This window comes from Pseudoalteromonas sp. B131b, assembly GCF_037162545.1.
Classification (GTDB): Bacteria; Pseudomonadota; Gammaproteobacteria; order Enterobacterales; family Alteromonadaceae; genus Pseudoalteromonas; species Pseudoalteromonas fuliginea.
Window position 1 is genome coordinate 1,564,348 of sequence record NZ_JARLUZ010000001.1, and the last position, 18,582, is coordinate 1,582,929.

At 39.4% G+C, this 18,582-nt stretch carries 15 protein-coding genes and 1 pseudogene; 11 read left to right on the plus strand and 5 right to left on the minus strand.

Annotation, left to right across the window (positions count from 1 at the left end; genetic code table 11):
- Positions 1-130: 130 nt before the first annotated feature.
- Together P4S65_RS07155 and P4S65_RS07160 are read left to right on the plus strand one after the other, a co-directional pair.
- Positions 131-2,332 carry a TonB-dependent receptor gene (locus P4S65_RS07155; RefSeq protein WP_337119842.1) on the plus strand — a complete coding sequence of 734 codons (2,202 nt, stop codon included), beginning with the start codon at positions 131-133 and terminating at the stop codon, positions 2,330-2,332.
- 53 nt (positions 2,333-2,385) lie between these two features.
- The gene (locus P4S65_RS07160) at positions 2,386-3,066 is read left to right on the plus strand and encodes a Fe2+-dependent dioxygenase (RefSeq protein WP_337119843.1); all 681 of its coding nucleotides are present in this window, start codon (positions 2,386-2,388) and stop codon (positions 3,064-3,066) included.
- Between the two features lie 758 nt (positions 3,067-3,824).
- On the opposite strand, the gene galE is transcribed toward P4S65_RS07160, so the two are convergent.
- Positions 3,825-4,841 carry a UDP-glucose 4-epimerase GalE gene (galE, locus tag P4S65_RS07165; RefSeq protein ID WP_096792479.1) on the minus strand — a complete coding sequence of 339 codons (1,017 nt, stop codon included), beginning with the start codon at positions 4,839-4,841 and terminating at the stop codon, positions 3,825-3,827.
- Positions 4,842-5,260: 419 nt separating this feature from the next.
- On the opposite strand from galE, the gene P4S65_RS07170 reads away from it, so the two are divergent.
- On the plus strand, positions 5,261-5,770 hold the full coding sequence (locus P4S65_RS07170; RefSeq protein ID WP_337119844.1) for a hypothetical protein: 510 nt from the start codon (positions 5,261-5,263) through the stop codon (positions 5,768-5,770).
- Positions 5,771-5,837: 67 nt separating this feature from the next.
- Here the strand turns inward: P4S65_RS07170 and P4S65_RS07175 are convergent, their stop codons facing one another.
- Complete coding sequence (locus P4S65_RS07175) at positions 5,838-6,953, minus strand: energy transducer TonB (RefSeq protein WP_033031911.1); 1,116 nt, start codon at positions 6,951-6,953, stop codon at positions 5,838-5,840.
- 248 nt (positions 6,954-7,201) lie between these two features.
- Here P4S65_RS07175 and P4S65_RS07180 point away from each other — a divergent pair, with 248 nt between their 5' ends.
- From P4S65_RS07180 to csrA, 6 genes are all read left to right on the plus strand, one after another.
- On the plus strand, positions 7,202-7,825 hold the full coding sequence (locus P4S65_RS07180; RefSeq protein ID WP_096792482.1) for a GTP cyclohydrolase II: 624 nt from the start codon (positions 7,202-7,204) through the stop codon (positions 7,823-7,825).
- A gap of 80 nt (positions 7,826-7,905) precedes the next feature.
- Positions 7,906-8,694: a BPSS1780 family membrane protein gene (locus P4S65_RS07185; RefSeq protein ID WP_337119845.1), complete on the plus strand. Its 789-nt coding sequence runs from the start codon at positions 7,906-7,908 to the stop codon at positions 8,692-8,694.
- On the plus strand, positions 8,694-9,146 hold the full coding sequence (locus tag P4S65_RS07190; RefSeq protein ID WP_337119846.1) for a regulatory protein RecX: 453 nt from the start codon (positions 8,694-8,696) through the stop codon (positions 9,144-9,146). Before P4S65_RS07185 ends, P4S65_RS07190 begins: the two co-directional genes overlap by 1 nt.
- Positions 9,147-9,165: 19 nt before the next feature.
- Positions 9,166-11,766, plus strand: a complete 2,601-nt coding sequence (gene alaS / locus P4S65_RS07195) for an alanine--tRNA ligase (RefSeq protein ID WP_096792485.1) — start codon at positions 9,166-9,168, stop codon at positions 11,764-11,766.
- Between the two features lie 6 nt (positions 11,767-11,772).
- Positions 11,773-12,990 carry an aspartate kinase gene (locus tag P4S65_RS07200; protein WP_008138924.1) on the plus strand — a complete coding sequence of 406 codons (1,218 nt, stop codon included), beginning with the start codon at positions 11,773-11,775 and terminating at the stop codon, positions 12,988-12,990.
- A gap of 91 nt (positions 12,991-13,081) precedes the next feature.
- Positions 13,082-13,273 carry a carbon storage regulator CsrA gene (gene csrA / locus P4S65_RS07205; protein WP_011327236.1) on the plus strand — a complete coding sequence of 64 codons (192 nt, stop codon included), beginning with the start codon at positions 13,082-13,084 and terminating at the stop codon, positions 13,271-13,273.
- A gap of 212 nt (positions 13,274-13,485) precedes the next feature.
- Here the strand turns inward: csrA and P4S65_RS07210 are convergent, their stop codons facing one another.
- Together P4S65_RS07210 and P4S65_RS07215 are read right to left on the minus strand one after the other, a co-directional pair.
- A complete protein-coding gene (locus P4S65_RS07210; RefSeq protein ID WP_058230561.1) occupies positions 13,486-13,953 on the minus strand; it encodes a YcxB family protein in 468 nt (155 codons plus the stop codon).
- 210 nt (positions 13,954-14,163) lie between these two features.
- Entirely contained in the window at positions 14,164-15,243 is a 1,080-nt protein-coding gene (locus P4S65_RS07215; protein ID WP_008135008.1) for a mechanosensitive ion channel family protein, read from the minus strand.
- 116 nt (positions 15,244-15,359) lie between these two features.
- On the opposite strand from P4S65_RS07215, the pseudogene P4S65_RS07220 reads away from it, so the two are divergent.
- Positions 15,360-16,312, plus strand: a pseudogene (locus P4S65_RS07220) (YihY/virulence factor BrkB family protein).
- A gap of 39 nt (positions 16,313-16,351) precedes the next feature.
- Here P4S65_RS07220 and P4S65_RS07225 read toward each other — a convergent pair.
- On the minus strand, positions 16,352-17,233 hold the full coding sequence (locus P4S65_RS07225; RefSeq protein WP_337119847.1) for a LysR family transcriptional regulator: 882 nt from the start codon (positions 17,231-17,233) through the stop codon (positions 16,352-16,354).
- Positions 17,234-17,724: 491 nt separating this feature from the next.
- On the opposite strand from P4S65_RS07225, the gene P4S65_RS07230 reads away from it, so the two are divergent.
- The gene (locus P4S65_RS07230; RefSeq protein WP_337119848.1) at positions 17,725-18,567 is read left to right on the plus strand and encodes a pirin family protein; all 843 of its coding nucleotides are present in this window, start codon (positions 17,725-17,727) and stop codon (positions 18,565-18,567) included.
- Positions 18,568-18,582: the final 15 nt, after the last annotated feature.

Here is an 18,582-nt window from a genome sequence, read left to right on the forward strand (position 1 = left end):
TGCGCATACAATATAACAACAGGTATAACAACGCAACTGATAATAATTAGCGTTTACATTTATTTGTGGTGGTGGTAGGATTTTGCCGAAATTCAACATGTACCTAATTAGTTTAAACCTCGGAGTAACCATGAGTAAGCCATCGAATAAAGGGAATACCTACGCAAAACCAATTGCGGCGGTTGTTACAGCCACTCTTTCAACTTGGGCGAGTGCACAGGATGTTCAAGAGTTATCGGTAACGAAAGCGCAAACTAAAACCGAGTCTAGCTATGTTGTAGAAAAATCAACATCGCATAAATATACTCAACCGCTACTCGATACGGCTAAAACAGTTACTGTAATTAACCAAGCGGTAATGAAAGATAGAAACGTAGATAGCTTACAAGATGCATTACGCAATGTATCAGGTATTTCTTTAGCTGCAGGCGAAGGTGGTTCTCCTACTGGCGATAGCATGTCTATTCGTGGTTTTAGTGCCGCAAGTGATATTTTTGTTGATGGTATTCGTGATGTTGCAGGATACACTCGCGATGTTTATAACATTGAAGCCGTTGAAGTAGCTAAAGGCCCTGGTTCTGCAGTCTCTGGTCGTGGTGCAACAGGCGGCAGCGTTAATCTAGAAACTAAAAAGGCGAAATTAGACAACTTTAATGATGTTTCGTTACGTTTAGGCACAGAAAACGATTACCGTGGTCGTCTTGATACTAATATTCAAGTAAACGAAACAAGCGCATTACGTGTTAATTTATTGTCTGATTCAGGTGATGTTGCTGGCCGTGATTATGTTGAAAATGAAAAAAATGCAATTGCTGTCGCTTTGGCTACAGGGCTTGGAACCAACAGTCGATTTGATCTTAATTTTGAATACCAACGACAAGATAATTTACCAGATTACGGTATTGCATGGGTTAGAAGTGATACCCCAGTTACTGAACTAGTTGGCAATGAATACGCTCCACCACCAGTCGATTTTGATAACTTTTATGGTAACGTTTACCGTGATTATGAAGACATAGAAGCTTATTCAACAACTGCTCGTCATGAGTATGATTTTTCTAAAAATACTACGTTACGTACACAAGTCCGTTTAGGTAAAGTTAAGCGTGAATCGGTAACAACTGCACCACGTTTCTTTTCAGTTACAACCGATACAGATATTACCTTTGCAGATGAAAAAACACGTGATACAGAAAATTCATTGGCTGCATTACAAGTTGATTTAATTGGTAACTACGAGTTTGCTGGTTTTACTCACGATGTTGTAGTGGGTATTGAACTTGCAAACGAAACGTTTACACGCCATAACTTTGTTGCAACTACGGCTGATAATCTAATTGAAGATGGAATCCGTAACAACTTATACAATCCTGATGCAACAATTGCATTTACGGGTGTGTACGGTCGTAACGGTACAAGCATTGAAGCTAAAGCTAAAAACCAAGCTATTTATGCATTTGATACAGTAACCCTTAATAAGCAATGGGAAGTTACAGGCGGAATTCGTTTTGATAGCTTTACTACGGATTACCATTACGATTACGCGAACCCAAGTGCTTTAATTTCTACAAGTGACGACTTATTTAGCTGGAATGCAGCTGTAGTTTATAAACCTACAGAAAACGGCAGTATTTATTTTGGGGCGGGTAATTCGTTTAATCCTTCAGCCGAAGGTATTACGGTATCTACTCGCGGAAATACAGCAGATCTTGATCCAGAAGAAAGTAATAGCTATGAATTAGGTACGAAATGGAACTTAATGGATGGTCGCTTACAAACTAATGCAGCTCTTTTTCGTACTGAAAAAACAAATGCTCGTACCGATGATCCATTTGCAGAAGATACACGAGCTGATTTATTAAATGGCGAACAACGAGTTCAGGGTTTAGAGTTATCAGCTACAGGTTTAATCACCAAAGAGTGGACCGTTATTGCATCGTATACTTATCAAGATAGCGAAGTAACTAAAGCATCAGGTGAAGATATTATTCAAATAGGTAATGAGTTACCACGTACGCCTAAAAATAGTGCGAGCATATGGACAACATACGAAATATCTGAGCAATTATCATTTGGTGCAGGTATGCAGTATTTAGGTGAGCGTTACAGTAGCTCATCGTCTACTCGCGCTCGTGCTCCAAGCTATACTATTTTTGATTTAATGGTTGCGTATGATGTATCAAAAGATTTGAGCTTGCAGCTTAATGCTGAAAACTTAGGTGATAAAGATTACGTTAACCAGTTAGGTGGCGGACACTTTGTTCCTGGTGAAGGTCGTAAGTTTAGCTTAACGGCAAGTTACTCTTTTAAACTTTACTTTAAGAGTACATAATCATTAAGGGCAGAAATTTCTGCCCTTTCTTTTTATTATGTGAGAGGGCGCACATGTTAGTTAAAATACCAGAGTTGTTAACTAAAGAAGAAGTTGCTTATTGTCATGAGGTTTTACTAAAAGCACAGTGGGCAGATGGTAGTATTACGGCTGGGCATCAATCAACGAAAGCTAAAAATAACTTACAGTTACCTGAAAATAGTCCTGAATGCCAAGAGCTTGGCAACATTATTATGGCTGCTCTCGCTCGTAGCAATTTGTTTATGTCGGCAGCACTTCCTGCAAAAATATTTCCTCCATTATTTAACTGTTATCAAGGCGGACAATCGTTTGGTGTGCATGTAGATAATGCCATTAGGCAGGTTCCTGGTACGCCTGTAAAAGTACGAACAGATGTATCAATGACGCTTTTTATTAATGAGCCTGAAGATTATGAGGGTGGAGAATTAGTTATTGAAGATACGTATGGATCGCACAGCGTAAAATTACCAGCTGGGAGTATGGTGTTGTACCCATCAACCAGCCTGCACCGTGTAATGCCAGTTACAAGTGGGCGAAGGTTAGCCTCATTTTTTTGGTTGCAAAGCATGGTTAATAGCGACGAAAAACGTGGTTTACTCTTTGATTTAGATATGTCGATTCAAAGTTTGCGCAGCAAAGTAGAAGATAGCCCTGAGATTATTCAGTTAACGGGGGTTTATCATAATTTGCTTAGGCAGTGGGCACAGACATAACGAAGATACTCGTTATTAAGTGTTAGATTTAGATATAAGTAATTAAAAGCCGCGCTTTTCGCGTGAGCAAGCTCTACGCCTACCGGCAAAGTTTTACAGTGTGGTTTGATTTACGTGTAGACGCGCAGCTTGCTGGCGTGACGAGCTAACTTAGCGATCAGTTGTAGGTATTAAAAGCCGCGCTTTTCGCGTGAGCAAGCTCTACGCCTACAGCCAAAGTTTTACAGTGTGGTTTGATTTACGTGTAGACGCACAGCTTGCTGGCGTGACGAGCAACGCTCGTAATTTATTTAAATGATTTATTCATAAAGAGTAGCTTAGCAATCAGTTGTAGATATTAAAAGCTGCGCTTTTCGCGTGAGCAAGCTCTACGCCTACAGGCAAAGTTTTACAGTGTGGTTTGATTTACGTGTAGACGCGCAGCTTGCTGGCGTGACGAGCAACGCTCGTAATTTATTTAAATGATTTATTCATAAAGAGTAGCTTAGCGATCAGTTGTAGGTATTAAAAGCCGCGCTTTTCGCGTGAGCAAGCTCTACGCCTACCGGCAAAGTTTTACAGTGTGGTTTGATTTACGTGTAGACGCGCAGCTTGCTGGCGTGACGAGCAACGCTCGTAACCTCATGCTTTGGTGTCTTCTCACTTACCTTTATTCTCTTCTTTTTGTGCAATAACGTTTTAGATAATTTATTTACATAGAGTTTAAAGGGCGCTTTACCTGCTGGTGCAACAGGCAAAGCTTATAAATTACTTTTTACTTAACCTTTATAACCGTTGGGGTTATTTGACTGCCAACGCCATGTATCTTGCATCATTTCATCAATGCCACGCACCGCTTCCCAACCAAGTTCATTAAGTGCTTTTTCTGGTGCTGCATAACAGGCGGCTATATCGCCTGGGCGGCGAGGTGAAACCTGATATGGCACAGCCTGATCGCTGGCTTTAATAAATGCATTAACCATTTGTAGTACAGAATACCCGTTACCAGTACCCAGGTTGTAAACTAATGCACCCGTGCTGCTGGCAATTTTATCAAGCGCTTTTAAATGACCAATTGCTAAATCTACAACGTGTATATAGTCGCGCACACCTGTACCGTCAACTGTGTCGTAGTCATCGCCAAATACAGCAAGTTGCTTTAATTTACCCACAGCAACCTGTGCAATAAACGGTAAAAGATTATTTGGGATACCGTTAGGATCTTCACCAATTAGGCCCGATTCATGTGCGCCAACAGGGTTAAAGTAACGCAAAATAGCAAACGCAAAACGCTCGTCTGATTTAGCGATATCTTGCAGCATCATTTCAACCATCAGCTTAGATGTGCCGTAAGGGTTAGTAGTACCGCCTACAGGGAAGTCTTCTTTAATTGGTAAACTAGCCGGATCACCATAAACGGTAGCTGATGAGCTAAATACTAATTTAAATACACCAGCTTCGCGCATTGCATCAACAAGCGTTAACGTACCTTGTACATTATTTTGGTAGTATTCAATTGGTTTAGCCACTGATTCACCAACCGATTTCAAGCCTGCAAAATGTATAACGCTATCAATAGTATGTTTAGCAAACACTGAATCTAAAAAAGCTTTATCGAGAATATCACCTTGGTAAAAGGTAGTATCTTTACCTGTGATTTTTTTAACACGAGCAAGAGATTCTTGCGATGAATTGCTCAAATTATCAATAACAACAACATCATTACCTTGCTGTAAAAGTTCTAAAACAGTGTGCGAGCCAATATAGCCTGCGCCACCGGTTACTAAAATAGTCATGAAAGCTCCGTGGTTACCTTTTATCAATTAAGCTAATTTCACCATAAATTATGATTATTTACATGCATTATCTGTATTTATTATTGCTCTACTAAAGTCTTTTTTAAATTAAATACAGTTAATGTGGTTTAGAGCTTATTGGTCTTTCAGGATTAAAATTTGTTCTATCTAAGGAGTATTTAATCGCGGCGAGAGGTGTGTAACCTAGTCGGTTCGGCAACTGCTCTTGCGTTATCGCCTATGTATGGAGAATAACCATATTAAAATCAGCGTACTACTGAAACTTCTAGCTAGGAAGAAAAGCAGGCTTTAATCGCAACAGGAAGTTTTAAAATCACAAAAAGCACGGTTAGGACTTTTGTTGCATTGTGAAAAGGAACTAAACTAGGTACATTTGGTGCTTACTCAAAGGGAATTTTATGAAAATAAAAGTATTACTACTCACTTTATCTATCGCTTCTTGTTCTACTTTTGCTAACGATGTTAGTTTTTCGATTGGGGGTGGCTATCCTTACTTAGTTATTCCTGAAGTGTCTTTATCGGCTAATGAGAATCAACAACGCTGGTATGTAAACTATAAAATAGGCCTTGATGATGGATTTTCAGCAGGTTTTGAACAAGCAGTAAGCGATAATAAAAAGCATGCATTTGGCGCGCTTGTGGGCGCTATTGGCGCAAGAGATACAGACCAAGAATGTGAAAGTTCAACAAATGATATAGCAACTGACTTTGCTAATACGCTAGGCTGCACAATTGGCAGTATTTTTGATGAGGAAACAACTAACGGCATAGGGCTTACTTACAGCTATAACTTTAATGGATTAAACAATGCCGGTTTTAGACTGGAATTAGATGTAGGCTACGGTAAAACAAGTGACAGCAATGAAAAAAGAGCCGATGGCGGTATTAGCGTAAGTTACGAATTTTAACTACGTAGGATTTGTATTAGTTAGTATTAAAAAAGGCGCTTAAAGCGCCTTTTTTAATGAGCCGCTTTTAATGGCGATTAATTTTAAAGTCGAGTTGTACCTGAGAAATAGCGCTAACGGGTTTGCCATTTTCAAACTTTGGCGCGTAACGCCATTGCTCAAGCGCTGCTTTGGCTGATTTTTCAAATGCGCTGCCCCCTTCAGAGCTAAGTACTTTTGGGTTTTTTACAAAGCCAGCTGCGTCTACCTCAAACTCCATAACAACGCTACCATCGGTACTAAATCTGGCTTTGTTAACTGGGTATTTAGGGTTAACACGATAGAGTGGCGTTTGCTCTTGCGATTCTTTCCATGGCACCATTTTAGCAATTGCTAGACAGTGTTTGGTTGCTTCTTCGCTTTTACCTTGTTTTTCGTACAGGCCAATAAGCTTAGAGTGAGCGCTTAGCTCTGCGCTGTGATCAAAGTTTAAGTTACTATCGAATACATTCACTATACGGTTTAGCCTTTCAATTGCTTGATTGTATTTTTTACGACCTTCTGCGAATGAGGCCATTAAAAAATCGGCTTTTATGCGCTCTAGTGAGTTTTCTGGTAAGTTTTCTTGGTAGTACTCGTCGGCTTCTTCTAGGTAGTTTTTCGCTTCGCGATATTTTTTAGAGCTAAACTTTTTAGCAAGCAGTGATGCCGCTTCTAGTTTCATGTCGGCTACAAATTTAGGTTTATTTTGTGTTTTAGCTATATCTATTATTTGTTCTAAAAAGTTAGCTGCTTTGTAAGCCGATGTTGTGTAGTTAGCTTGACCGAGCAGTGCATCAACTGTTTCTATTGATTGTTTGCCGTGATTTGCAGCTAAAATAGCATGTGCTTTATTATAAAGTGAAAAACGCTGTTCGTTTAGCTCATTGCCGTAGCCTTTAATGGCTTTAGCGTAGTTAATAGCTAAGTTAGCGGTGTTATCTGAGCTTTCACCATAAACGGCTTTACCTGATGTGTAAGCAAGTTTGGCTGTTTGTTGTACATTTTCGTCTGCTTTAACTGCCGCTAAATAGCTTTGATATGCTTGGCTAAATACCGCTTGAGGATCGCTTACTTGGCTGGCGAGTACTGTAGTACTTAAAGTTGTTGCGCTTAAAGCAGATAAACTTAAGCCCATAAATAAAGCGAGTTGCTGACGTTTCATAATAATCCCTATCGTTGTTTAAAATACAAAATACCAAACGCGCCCGTAAGTGTCACTGATTAAGGTAAATCAACGTAAATAACATTGGCTGTTATTTGTATTAATTTATTGCTAATAGTCATTGAAAATAACCTATGTCGTCGCCATATATTTGCCATAAAAAGTCTTGTACTACGGTGTATTTATCCTGTTTTGTGATATTATCACTTTATTGTCGTGTCGTAGTTATTTAAATATTTGGATTTGTCGTGGCGCAAGTAAGAGCAAGAGTCCAGCTTAATGTTGGCAGAAATAGTGATATCCCTGCAGAAATAATCTCATTTACTGATTTAAAAGATGGTAAAGAACATATTGCTATGGTGTTTAACAACGCTGATAAAGAGCAAGATGTACCGCTTATTCGTATGCATTCTGAGTGTTTAACGGGTGATGTGTTTTACTCATCGCGTTGTGATTGTGGCGAGCAGCTAAATGAATGTATTGAAATGATGCACGAGCAAGGCGGTATTTTATTGTATTTACGCCAAGAAGGCCGTGGCATTGGTTTATACAACAAAATTGACGCTTATGTACTGCAATCGCAAGGGATGAACACCTACGAAGCTAATAATCACTTAGGCTTTGCTGATGATTTACGTGACTTTTCGGATGCGGTATTAATGCTTAATGCGCTTAATTTAAGCCACGTTAAATTAATGACCAATAATCCTAAAAAGCTTAACGCATTAAAAGATGCCGGTATTAATGTTGACTCGGTTGTGGGCACGCATGCACACATTAAAGCGGGTGTTGCGGGTAATAAATCGTACCTAGAAACAAAAATTAAGCATGGCGCGCATATGTTAGATATTAAGAAAATTAAAAAACCTTAATCATTTAATTACGTTTCGTCTATTAATCCCCCTCACGCCAAGTTATACTTGGCGTGTTTCGTTTTAAATTAAGAGCAAGTATGTCTACACAATTACGAATTTTTAAAGCCGATGCAGGGCTAAAGTGGTTAAAAGCCGGATGGCTTATTTTTAAAACCCAGCCAGCAACCTTTATTTTTATGCATTTATTTATTGGCATTGTAGGGCTGCTGTCTTTATTTTTACCTTTACTGCAAGTCGTAGCAGCACTAGCTACGCCATTTTTAACCGCAGGGTTTTACCAAGCGGTGCTTAGTAAGCAGCAGGGCGGAAAAATTATGCTAGCCGATATTCTCAAGCCATTTGCGGCTAAGGGAAATCGTTTAGGGTTATTACGTTTAGCACTTTATCAAATGGGTGCGGGTATTTTAATGGCGTTACTTGCTAATGGCTTATTTGCCGATGCAGTGGCTGTTATGAGCCAACCAGGACTTGATCCAAACGTAGCACTTGAACAAATGCTTGAGAGTATTTCGGGCGCGAATGTAATTTTATTTTTTATGGCAATGCTAATTTATTTAACGGCGTTTGCTTACGCTGTACCGCTTGTTTATTTTAGTAAAGAAACACGCATTTTAACGGCGCTGAAAAAGTCGTTAATGGTGTTTTATCATAATATTTTGCCACTTGGCGCTTTTGGTCTTATTTGCGCATTATTTATGGCGCTTTCGATGTTCTTATCGTTCTTACCACTGTTGATTTTAATGCCGATTTGCTACATTAGCTTTTTTGTATCTTATCAAGCCATTTTTATGCCTGTTGTACCACCGAGTGACGACATTAATGTTAAGCCACTTAGTAGTGAAACAAGCGGGCGTTTTGACGCTTAATGGATGATAAATTAAAGCAAAAACTAAAAAACTATGTACTTTGGTTACTAGGGCGCCAAGAATATTCGCGTCGTGAGTTAACGCTCAAATTACAGCAAAAAGAAGCGACAGAAGAGTTTATTGAAACGCTGCTTGATTGGTGCGAAAAGCATAATTTTATTAACGAGCAGCGATACTGTGAAGGCTTTGTAAGAAAACACATATTTAAATGCCACGGGCTTAAGCGAATACAAAGCGAAGCTATGGGCAAAGGGATTGATCGTTCGCTACTTGAATTGGTAGTTGAAGAGCTTGAAATAGATTGGTTTGAGCTTGCGCAGGATGCGTACAATAAAAAATATTCGAATACACCGCCAAACCTCGATTACAAAGATAAAGCTAAGCGCGTGCGCTACTTAATGTATCGGGGTTTTAGCTACGATGAAATTAATTTTGCAATGCAAGCACAGTAAATACAGGTGAGACTTTCAAATGCAGCACATGACTACCGCACAAATTAGGCAACAGTTTTTAGACTTTTTTGCCAGCAAGCAACATCAAATAGTACCTTCTAGCTCGCTTATACCGGGTAACGATGCCACGTTGTTATTTAACAATGCCGGCATGGTGCAATTTAAAGATGTATTTTTAGGCGCAGAAAGCCGCCCTTATACACGTGCGACAAGCTCGCAGCGCTGTGTACGTGCTGGCGGTAAGCATAACGATTTAGAAAATGTAGGCTACACTGCTCGCCACCATACATTTTTTGAAATGTTAGGTAACTTCAGCTTTGGTGATTACTTTAAGCAAGACGCGATTAAGTTTGCATGGGAGTTTTTAACTGAGGTAGTAAGCCTACCTAAAGAAAAACTTTTAGTAACTATTTATCACGATGATGAAGAAGCGTTTGGTTACTGGGCTAACGAAATTGGCTTACCAGAGGATCGTATTATTCGTATTGCGACCTCAGACAACTTTTGGTCTATGGGCGATACGGGTCCGTGTGGTCCGTGTTCTGAAATATTTTATGACCATGGCGAGCATATTTGGGGCGGACCTCCGGGCTCTCCAGAGGAAGACGGCGACCGTTTCATCGAAATTTGGAACCTTGTATTTATGCAATACAACCGTCAAAGCGACGGTACAATGTTGCCTCTACCTAAGCAATCTGTTGATACGGGAATGGGCCTTGAGCGTATTTCTGCTATTTTGCAGGGCGTGCATTCAAACTACGAAATCGATTTATTCCAAGGCTTAATTGCTGCTGCTGCAAGTGTTACTAATGCACAAGACATGGACGACAAGTCACTACGCGTAGTGGCCGATCACATTCGTTCGTGTGCGTTTTTAATCTCAGACGGTGTTATGCCATCTAACGAAGGCCGTGGTTATGTACTGCGCCGTATTATTCGTCGTGCTGTGCGCCACGGTAACAAATTAGGTGCACAAGGTTCGTTTTTCTATAAATTAGTTGCTGCGCTAATTGAGCAAATGGGTCAAGCGTACCCTGAGCTTGCTAAGCAACAAGAAATTATTGAAAAAGTATTACGCATTGAAGAAGAACAGTTTGGTAAAACACTTGAGCGTGGCTTAGCTATTTTAGAAGAAAGCTTAAGCGACCTTAAAGGCGATATAATACCGGGCGACTTAGTATTTAAACTTTACGATACGTACGGTTTTCCAGCTGATTTAACGGCCGATGTTGCGCGTGAGCGCCAGATGACAATTGATCATCAAGGCTTTGAAGAATGCATGGCTGTACAACGTAAAACAGCGCAACAAGCGGGTAAGTTTGGCGCTGATTACAATGACCAATTAAAATCAGATAAACACACTGACTTTAAAGGTTACGACAGCACACATTACAGCGCGACCGTTATTGAAATTTTTGCCGGTGGCGAAGCTGTTCAGTTATTAGAAGATGGTCAACAAGGTATTGTAGTACTAGACCGCACACCGTTTTACGCTGAATCAGGCGGTCAAACGGGTGACACGGGTACTATTACAGTTGCTGGTGGCGAATTTAATGTTACTAATACCACTAAGCTTGGTAATGCTTTTGCTCACCACGGTACTGTGCAAGGCCGCATTGGTGTTAACGATAAAGTGGATGCAACTATTGATGATACGCGCCGCGACAGCATTAAGAAAAACCACACAGCTACGCATATTTTACACGAAGCACTACGCCAACTATTAGGTGACCATGTAGGCCAAAAAGGCTCACTTGTTCAGCCAGATCGTTTACGTTTTGACTTTTCGCATTTTGAAGCAGTTACTAAAGATGAGCTACGTGAAATTGAGCGTGTAGTTAATGACGAAATTCGTCGTAACTTTGCACTTAATACTGAGCTTATGGCTATTGATGATGCTAAAGCGAAAGGCGCTATGGCATTATTTGGCGAAAAGTACGATGACGAAGTACGTGTAGTTACTATTGGCGACTACTCTATTGAGCTTTGTGGTGGTACTCACGTTGAGCGCGCTGGCGATATTGGTTTATTCAAAATTGTATCTGAAAGCGGTATTGCCGCAGGTGTTCGCCGAATTGAAGCGGTAACTGGTGCAGAGGCTGTAGCGTACGTTAGCGAGCAAGAGCAACAACTTAGCGATGTTGCAGCTTTAGTTAAAGGCGATAGCGCATCGGTACTTGAAAAAGTAACCGCGTTACTTGAAAAGTCTAAAGGTCTTGAAAAGCAAATTGCGCAACTTAACGATAAGTTAGCAAGTGCAGCGGGTGCGTCTTTACTTGATTCGATTGTTGAAATTAATGGTGTTAAGCTACTTGTAGCAAACGTTGAAGGTACTGAATCTAAAGCGCTTCGCGGTATGGTTGATGACCTTAAAAACAAGATTGGCTCAGGTGTTATTGCCCTCGGTGTTGCCAGTGGTGACAAAGTAAGCCTAATTGCCGGTGTAACTAAAGATTTAACAGGCAAAGTAAAAGCCGGTGAATTAGTTAATCACATGGCAGGCCAAGTAGGTGGTAAAGGTGGCGGTCGTCCAGATATGGCACAAGCCGGTGGTAGTGAGCCACAAAACCTTGCTGCTGCACTAGATAGCGTTACAGCTTGGTTAACTGAGCGTACTTAAGCCTAAGTGGCGCTTATTGTTCAAAAATTCGGTGGCACTTCGGTCGGCTCAATAGAGCGAATTGAAGCAGTCGCCGACCTTGTTGTTAAAACCAGACAACAAGGACATCAAGTGGTTGTGGTGCTCTCTGCTATGTCGGGAGAAACCAACCGCTTAATTAATCTCGCCAAACAAATTGATACTCGCCCGAGTAGCCGTGAACTAGATGTACTTATTAGCACCGGAGAGCAGGTTTCTGTATCACTACTTGCTATGGCTATTATAAAACGTGGCCACTCTGCTGTGAGCTTATTAGCCGATCAAGTCAATATTTTAACCGATAACATGTTTGGTAAAGCTCGTATTGCAGAGGTTGCTGCTACGCGTTTGAAGCATGAGCTTGAGCATAATCGTATTGCTATTATTGCTGGGTTTCAGGGGCGTGATGTTGAGGGCAACATTACAACGCTTGGGCGCGGTGGCACCGATACATCGGCTGTGGAAATAGCTGCGGCTATAAAAGCTGACGAATGCCAGATCTATACAGACGTTGACGGCGTATATACTACAGATCCTCGTGTTGAACCTAACGCGCGCAGAATGAGCCAAGTTACCTTTGCCGAAATGCTAGAACTGGCAAGTTTAGGGGCGAAAGTTTTGCATATTCGCTCAGTAGAAGCCGCAGGCAAACATAATGTGCCACTTAGGGTGCTTTCGAGCTTTAATCCCGATGAAGGTACATTAATAAGTTTTGAGGAGAACGATATGCCAAGCAAGGTTGTATCGGGGATTGCGTTTAATCGTGACGAATGTTTAATTAAGGTACAAGGTGTGCCAACGGGTACGCAATATCTTTCAAAAATATTGAAACTTTTTGCCGAAAATGGCATCGAAATAGATATGATTAATCAAGTTAATCATAACTTTGAAAAAATAGACTATGCTTTTACTGTGCACTCGAATGATTATCTGCAAACACTTGAATTGCTCACTGAGCAGCAAGTTCAATTAAGTGTTCAAAATATATGCGGATTAACCACAGTGGCAAAAGTGTCTGCTGTTGGTATGGGTATGAAATCGCATTCTGGTGTCGCGAGTCTATTTTTTGAAGCATTAGCGCAAGAAAACATTAATGTAGTTTTAGTTTCAACATCCGAGATTAAAATTTCAGTTTTAATAGATGAAAAGTACTTAGAGTTGGCTGTTCGTGCATTACACAAAGTATTTTTAACAGAAAATGAATAGATTGGGAGTTTTTACTTACTTTTCAGTCTAATTTTTATTAGTATGTTTAAGCGGAATCTTATAATTTTTATTGGAACATGGGAGCAATAGAATGCTAATACTAACTCGTAGAGTAGGTGAAACCCTAATGATTGGTGACGAAGTAACAGTTACCGTTCTAGGTGTTAAAGGAAATCAAGTTCGAATCGGTGTTAACGCACCAAAAGACGTATCAGTGCATCGTGAAGAAATTTACATGCGTATACAAGCTGAAAAGTCTAACCCTGAGCCGGGCAATGCTTAATCAACATGTAATACCAAACTGCATAAATCCTTGATCAATTTAACGAATTAAATTGCACTATAACGTCGTTAAAAATTTTTTATTTAGAACAACTAGATACAAAAATTTTTGCCTAGTTCTAGCGTAATTTTCTCAACGTTAAATAGACCTCATATATAAGCAGATTGGTATAAAATAGCTGAGTAATTTACTTAGCTAAACAAAAAAGCCACTCATCGAGTGGCTTTTTTGTTTATATAATTAATAATTTCGGGGCTTAAAATTTGTTTTGAAATATATTGCATACCACGTTTATTTTTTAATAATAATCCGCGCTCTGTATCTATAACTTCGTTTATATCTTGCCATACTAATTGATAGTTTTTGTAATGATTAACCGATTTAATGCCTTCGTCATCAAAAGTAAGGGTGACTTCTGAGCCAGATGCTCTGCTGAGCATTTGTCTGGTTACCCACCAAGGACGGCGATAGTAAAAGGCAACGCATTCAAGAATAGCCAGCATGATTAAAAAAGAACCTAAGTAATGATCATTTAAACCATAAATACCAAACAAACCCAGTGCTGTTAATAGCACGAGTAGAAAATATTTAGGTTGCGCACGTTTACTATAAGGAAGCGACTCATCGAAGCATTCATAAAAGTAAGGTCTATCAAGTGTATAGGTAGTAGTTAATGCCATATTGTTTTACTTAAAACATATTTTTTCCTATTTTAGCAAGCTAAGCTGCAAATGCGCAGTGTTTATATAAAGAACCTGAACTCTGGATAATAAATCTATCTCAAGCAGTTATTGTCAGCGCTAACTGCATTAAATTTATTTGCAGTAGGCCAGCTATTAACGCGTAAATTAGCCTTGTTTTCACTGAAAATCTCTTAATCAGAGCTCAGGTTAAATAATATTTTTTCCTTGTTCAGGATCTCTTGATTTATCTGCTTGTTCACGTATTTCGTCAGTATCACTGCTCACATCATCGAGTGTTTTAGTTTTATCGTCTGTTTCGTTAACTATGTTTTTTACTTTTGGTGATTGTTTTTGCTCTGAACCAAAAATAGTTTCGTTAGCAGGTGTAAGTAAAATACGCTCTCTTGCGTCGTCAGGCATGCTGATATTGTGCTTTGTAAATTCGTTTACAAGTTCTCGCATAAGTTGTGAGCCTACTTTTAATGGGCTGTGCTGCTCGCTATTAACCCAAAAGAACAAGGTAAAGTTAATAGTGGATGAGCCAAGGTTTTTTATTAATACTTGCGCTGGTGGGTCGCTTAGTACGGCACTTTGCTGATTGGCAATGTCGAGTGCGAGAGTTTGTGCATTGCGTATATCGTTATCATAGCCAATACCTATTTCTACTTTACCGCGCATTTTGGGATTGGCGGTGAGATTTTTAATGGTGTTTTTGTACACAGTCGCATTTGGTATTTGAATATGATTACCATCGTAATCCACTAGTGTTGTTGCCCGTGCGGTTACTTTTTTAACGATCCCTAAGCGATTATCTACCTCTATTACATCATCAATTTTAAAAGGTCTTTGTATGCTTAGTAATAAACTGGCGATGAAATTTTCTGCTATGTCTCTAAAAGCGAAACCTAATATTAAGCCTATTAATCCTGTTCCACTCATAATAGCGACTGCAAACTCAGTAAGCCCAGCTAAACGTAAAAATAAGTACACGCCTAATAAAATAATTAAGGTGCTAATACTGCGCCTTGCGACCAAGTGAACGAGTTTACTGTCGGTCATATAATCGATGGGTTTTATAAGTAGTCGCGAAAGCGGCCCTGCGATTAAATAGCTTAGTACTAAAAGGACTGTGCCAAGTAATAGAGTGGGTAATATTTGCGCTGTTGCGTGCAGTAATTGCAGACTTTGTTCGTGGAAAAAATGCCATGAAAGTATATCACCTTCAAAACTATGTGTTATGAGAGGGGCATTATTTTGTACTATGTTGTTTGCTTGGCTACTGGGCATGGCTGTCATCCGTGTTTAGTTTTTATAATTGTTAGCAGCAAGTTTAGTACCAAATGTTCAATATAACTTGGCAAACATTTTGCTGAGATAACGTAACACAAATTTTGGGATTTAGAATGAAAGAGACTAAACGAGGGCAGCAAGCAGCTCAACCTGTGCATATTCCTGTAGTAGGTTGGTGGGATATTGTTAAGCGTATTTTTAAGCAAATGAACGAGGACAATTTATCGCTTGTTGCTGCAGGAGTTGCGTTTTATGCACTGCTTGCTATTTTTCCGGCTATTGCCGCCGTTGTTTCTATTTATGCTTATTTTTCCTCTCCTACTGATATTAGTGAACATTTGAGTTTGTTTGTTACGTTATTACCTGACAGCTCACGAGAACTCATTTTGTCTCAAGTTTCAAGTCTTGCTCAAAGTTCAAACGCTAGTTTAAGTATCAGTGCATTGGGAACTTTAGTACTTACTATTTGGAGTAGTTCTAAAGGGAGTCAGGCGCTTATTACTGCGTGTAATATTAGTTATCGAGAATACGAAAAACGCTCATTTTTTAAAGCGTTACTAGTGCGCTTTTTATTTTCTATGGGTGCGATTATCGTTGCTATTTTTTCACTTATAATTATTGGTATCTTGCCAATTGTACTTAACTTAGTTGGACTTAAAGAAGGCATAGATTTACTGATCAAGCTTATTTCTTGGCCATTATTGGCTTTAATATTTAATTTTACATTAGTGCTCTTATATCGCTACGCCCCGCACCGAAAGCCAGCTAAATGGCGTTGGATCACAATAGGATCCTCCATTGCTACCGTGCTTTGGATTTTGGCATCTATTGGTTTTTCATTTTATGTGTCGCGTTTTTCGAGCTATAACGAAACCTATGGCTCGTTAGGTGGGGTAGTTATTATGTTAATGTGGCTTTATATAAGTGCCTATATTGTTATTTTAGGCGCTTCGACTAACGCCGCAACGGAACAACAAACGGCGATAGACAGCACAATTGGCCCCGCAAAAAAAGAGGCAATCGAGGCGCATATGTAGCCGACCACCTCGATGTGAAAAACAAGTGATTTAATTTACTATAACTTAGGGCGATGAGTTAAAGATTGTTAATCTAAACTCAGGTTAATTAATTGCTCTTTAAACTCTTGTGCAGCAGGCCCTAGTCTGTCTGTGTCATTACACATTAAATATAACTTAAGGGCACGGGTTGTCCCTTGCTCTAGATTTAGTACCTTTAATTTTTCCTCTTCAATTAGGTGAGATACTTGTGTACGAGGAAGCCATGCATAACCTAAATTTTGGCTAACCATATCAATAGAGTTTCGTAAATGACTAACCGTCCAGCGCATATCTGCGCCTAGCCAACCTTCATCATGGCTAGTTTGCGTGCCAGAATCACGAACTACAATTTGCCTATACAATTTTAAATCACGAAATGACAAAGTCTCTGTGCGCTGATGCAGCGGATGATTTGGGTGTGCTACAGCGACAAATTCTATATTACAAAGCTGGTTACAACTAATACCGTAAATAGGAATTGAAGAAATAGCTAAATCAACAACGGCATTATTTAATAACTCGTTAGCGCCCGTTAACACGCTTTCTATTAAATCGATTTTTAAAAGCGGATAAAGTTCACTGGTTCTGGCCAGTGCTTGATACAAAATGGGGTGGGGGAATACTTCATCAACTGCAATTTTTAATGTGCTCTCCACACCTTCGCTGAGCGTATTGGCGACAGATTCTATTTTACTCGCTTCTTCAATTAAAAACTCTGCGCGGCGTAAAATAAGTTTCCCGCTGTCTGTTAAAAAGGCTTTGCGACCCTTTACTTCAAGTAATTTAATTTGCAAAGCGACTTCTAGTTTTTGCACTGCGTGATGTACCGTTGACTGGCTTTTATGAACAGCTGCACTTGCACCAGCAAATCCACCATGGTCAACAACAGCCTTAAACATTTTCCACTGCTCTAGTGTTGCTTTCGCCATATTTTATCCTACTACCACTTTTATCTGATTGCATAACTTGACCGCATAGACTCATTATTTATTGCGTAACAGTTAAATTTTTTGTTGGATTATTTAGATAGAATGATTTTTTATTTTTCGAAACGCCATAAAATCATTTCTATTTTTAAGTAGTCGTATCCATTTATTGTAAGTAAGTGATGAGGAGCCTGTACCAAAGCCGTCGAAAGCAAGCTGCATTCTAATTTTTCTAATCATTATTAAACAACTTTGCATTAGTACTTCAGGATTAACAATCAATTACTCAGCAATTTAAGTAATTTAAGTAATTGATAAAGCGGATATTTAAAAAATAAGTAAAAATAACCACGGTAATACAAGGTTTAAAATATGAACAATAAAGCATAGTTTTCTATTTTTTAGAATGTTATGGCCAATTTAAAGACATAGTTGTTTTATTTAATGAATGATTTAATACCTTCATCAACTTCTTTTTTAAAGCGAATTAAAAAATGAAAATATCAAAAGTGCTTACAGCTTATGCAACTCAAGATGGCGATGGCGTAAGTATTAGTCGTATCCCAGGATTTGATGGTAAATATTTAGATCCATTTTTAATGATTGACGAACTTAAGTCAGACGACAAAAAAGATTATATGGGAGGTTTTCCAGAGCATCCCCATCGAGGAATTGAAACGTTTACTTATATTTTAAAAGGAGGCTTTGAACATCGTGACCAAATGGGTAACAAAAAAGCAATTAAAGCAGGTGATGTGCAATGGATGAGTACAGGGCGCGGCGTCATGCACAGTGAAATGCCACTCGCTGATACCGTTGATGGATTGCATGGCTTTCAAATTTGGATCAACATGCCAAGTTTGGATAAGATGCGCGACCCACGTTATCAAGATACTACGCAAAATTCAGCTCCGAGTTTTACAAATACGCACGGTGTGACGTTAAAAGCACTTGCGGGGTCGTGGCAGTTCGAAAGTGAAACGCTTACAAGTAGTTTGCAGGGTTTAGCTGCTAATGCTTTACTTGCTGACATTACATTACCCGCTGGTAAAAGCGTTCATTTGGAGCCTCTTAGCCAACAAAAAGTAATGATCTATATTCATAGCGGCTCAATAATAACAAGCGACGATCAAACAATCCCAGCCGGTAAGTTACTTATTTTAGAGCCAGACAGTGATATTAATATTACCTCAGAGCAAGGCGCTGGTGTTTTGGTTTTAGCTGGCGATCCACTTAATCAACCGATTGCTCACATGGGGCCGTTTGTAATGACGACGCAAGCTGAAGTACAGCAAGCAGTGCGTGATTATCAAAACGGCGAGTTCGGCAAAATTTAACCCTATTTTTAGGAG

What these genes read in the sequence shown, in the direction of transcription:
- P4S65_RS07225 (WP_337119847.1), bottom strand. Translation starts at nt 17,233, where the DNA reads ATGGCGAAAGCAACACTAGAGCAGTGGAAAATGTTTAAGGCTGTTGTT.
- alaS (WP_096792485.1), top strand. Translation starts at nt 9,166, where the DNA reads ATGCAGCACATGACTACCGCACAAATTAGGCAACAGTTTTTAGACTTT.
- galE (WP_096792479.1), bottom strand. Translation starts at nt 4,841, where the DNA reads ATGACTATTTTAGTAACCGGTGGCGCAGGCTATATTGGCTCGCACACT.
- P4S65_RS07185 (WP_337119845.1), top strand. Translation starts at nt 7,906, where the DNA reads ATGTCTACACAATTACGAATTTTTAAAGCCGATGCAGGGCTAAAGTGG.
- P4S65_RS07190 (WP_337119846.1), top strand. Translation starts at nt 8,694, where the DNA reads ATGGATGATAAATTAAAGCAAAAACTAAAAAACTATGTACTTTGGTTA.
- P4S65_RS07170 (WP_337119844.1), top strand. Translation starts at nt 5,261, where the DNA reads ATGAAAATAAAAGTATTACTACTCACTTTATCTATCGCTTCTTGTTCT.
- csrA (WP_011327236.1), top strand. Translation starts at nt 13,082, where the DNA reads ATGCTAATACTAACTCGTAGAGTAGGTGAAACCCTAATGATTGGTGAC.
- P4S65_RS07230 (WP_337119848.1), top strand. Translation starts at nt 17,725, where the DNA reads ATGAAAATATCAAAAGTGCTTACAGCTTATGCAACTCAAGATGGCGAT.
- P4S65_RS07210 (WP_058230561.1), bottom strand. Translation starts at nt 13,953, where the DNA reads ATGGCATTAACTACTACCTATACACTTGATAGACCTTACTTTTATGAA.
- P4S65_RS07155 (WP_337119842.1), top strand. Translation starts at nt 131, where the DNA reads ATGAGTAAGCCATCGAATAAAGGGAATACCTACGCAAAACCAATTGCG.
- P4S65_RS07160 (WP_337119843.1), top strand. Translation starts at nt 2,386, where the DNA reads ATGTTAGTTAAAATACCAGAGTTGTTAACTAAAGAAGAAGTTGCTTAT.
- P4S65_RS07175 (WP_033031911.1), bottom strand. Translation starts at nt 6,953, where the DNA reads ATGAAACGTCAGCAACTCGCTTTATTTATGGGCTTAAGTTTATCTGCT.
- P4S65_RS07215 (WP_008135008.1), bottom strand. Translation starts at nt 15,243, where the DNA reads ATGCCCAGTAGCCAAGCAAACAACATAGTACAAAATAATGCCCCTCTC.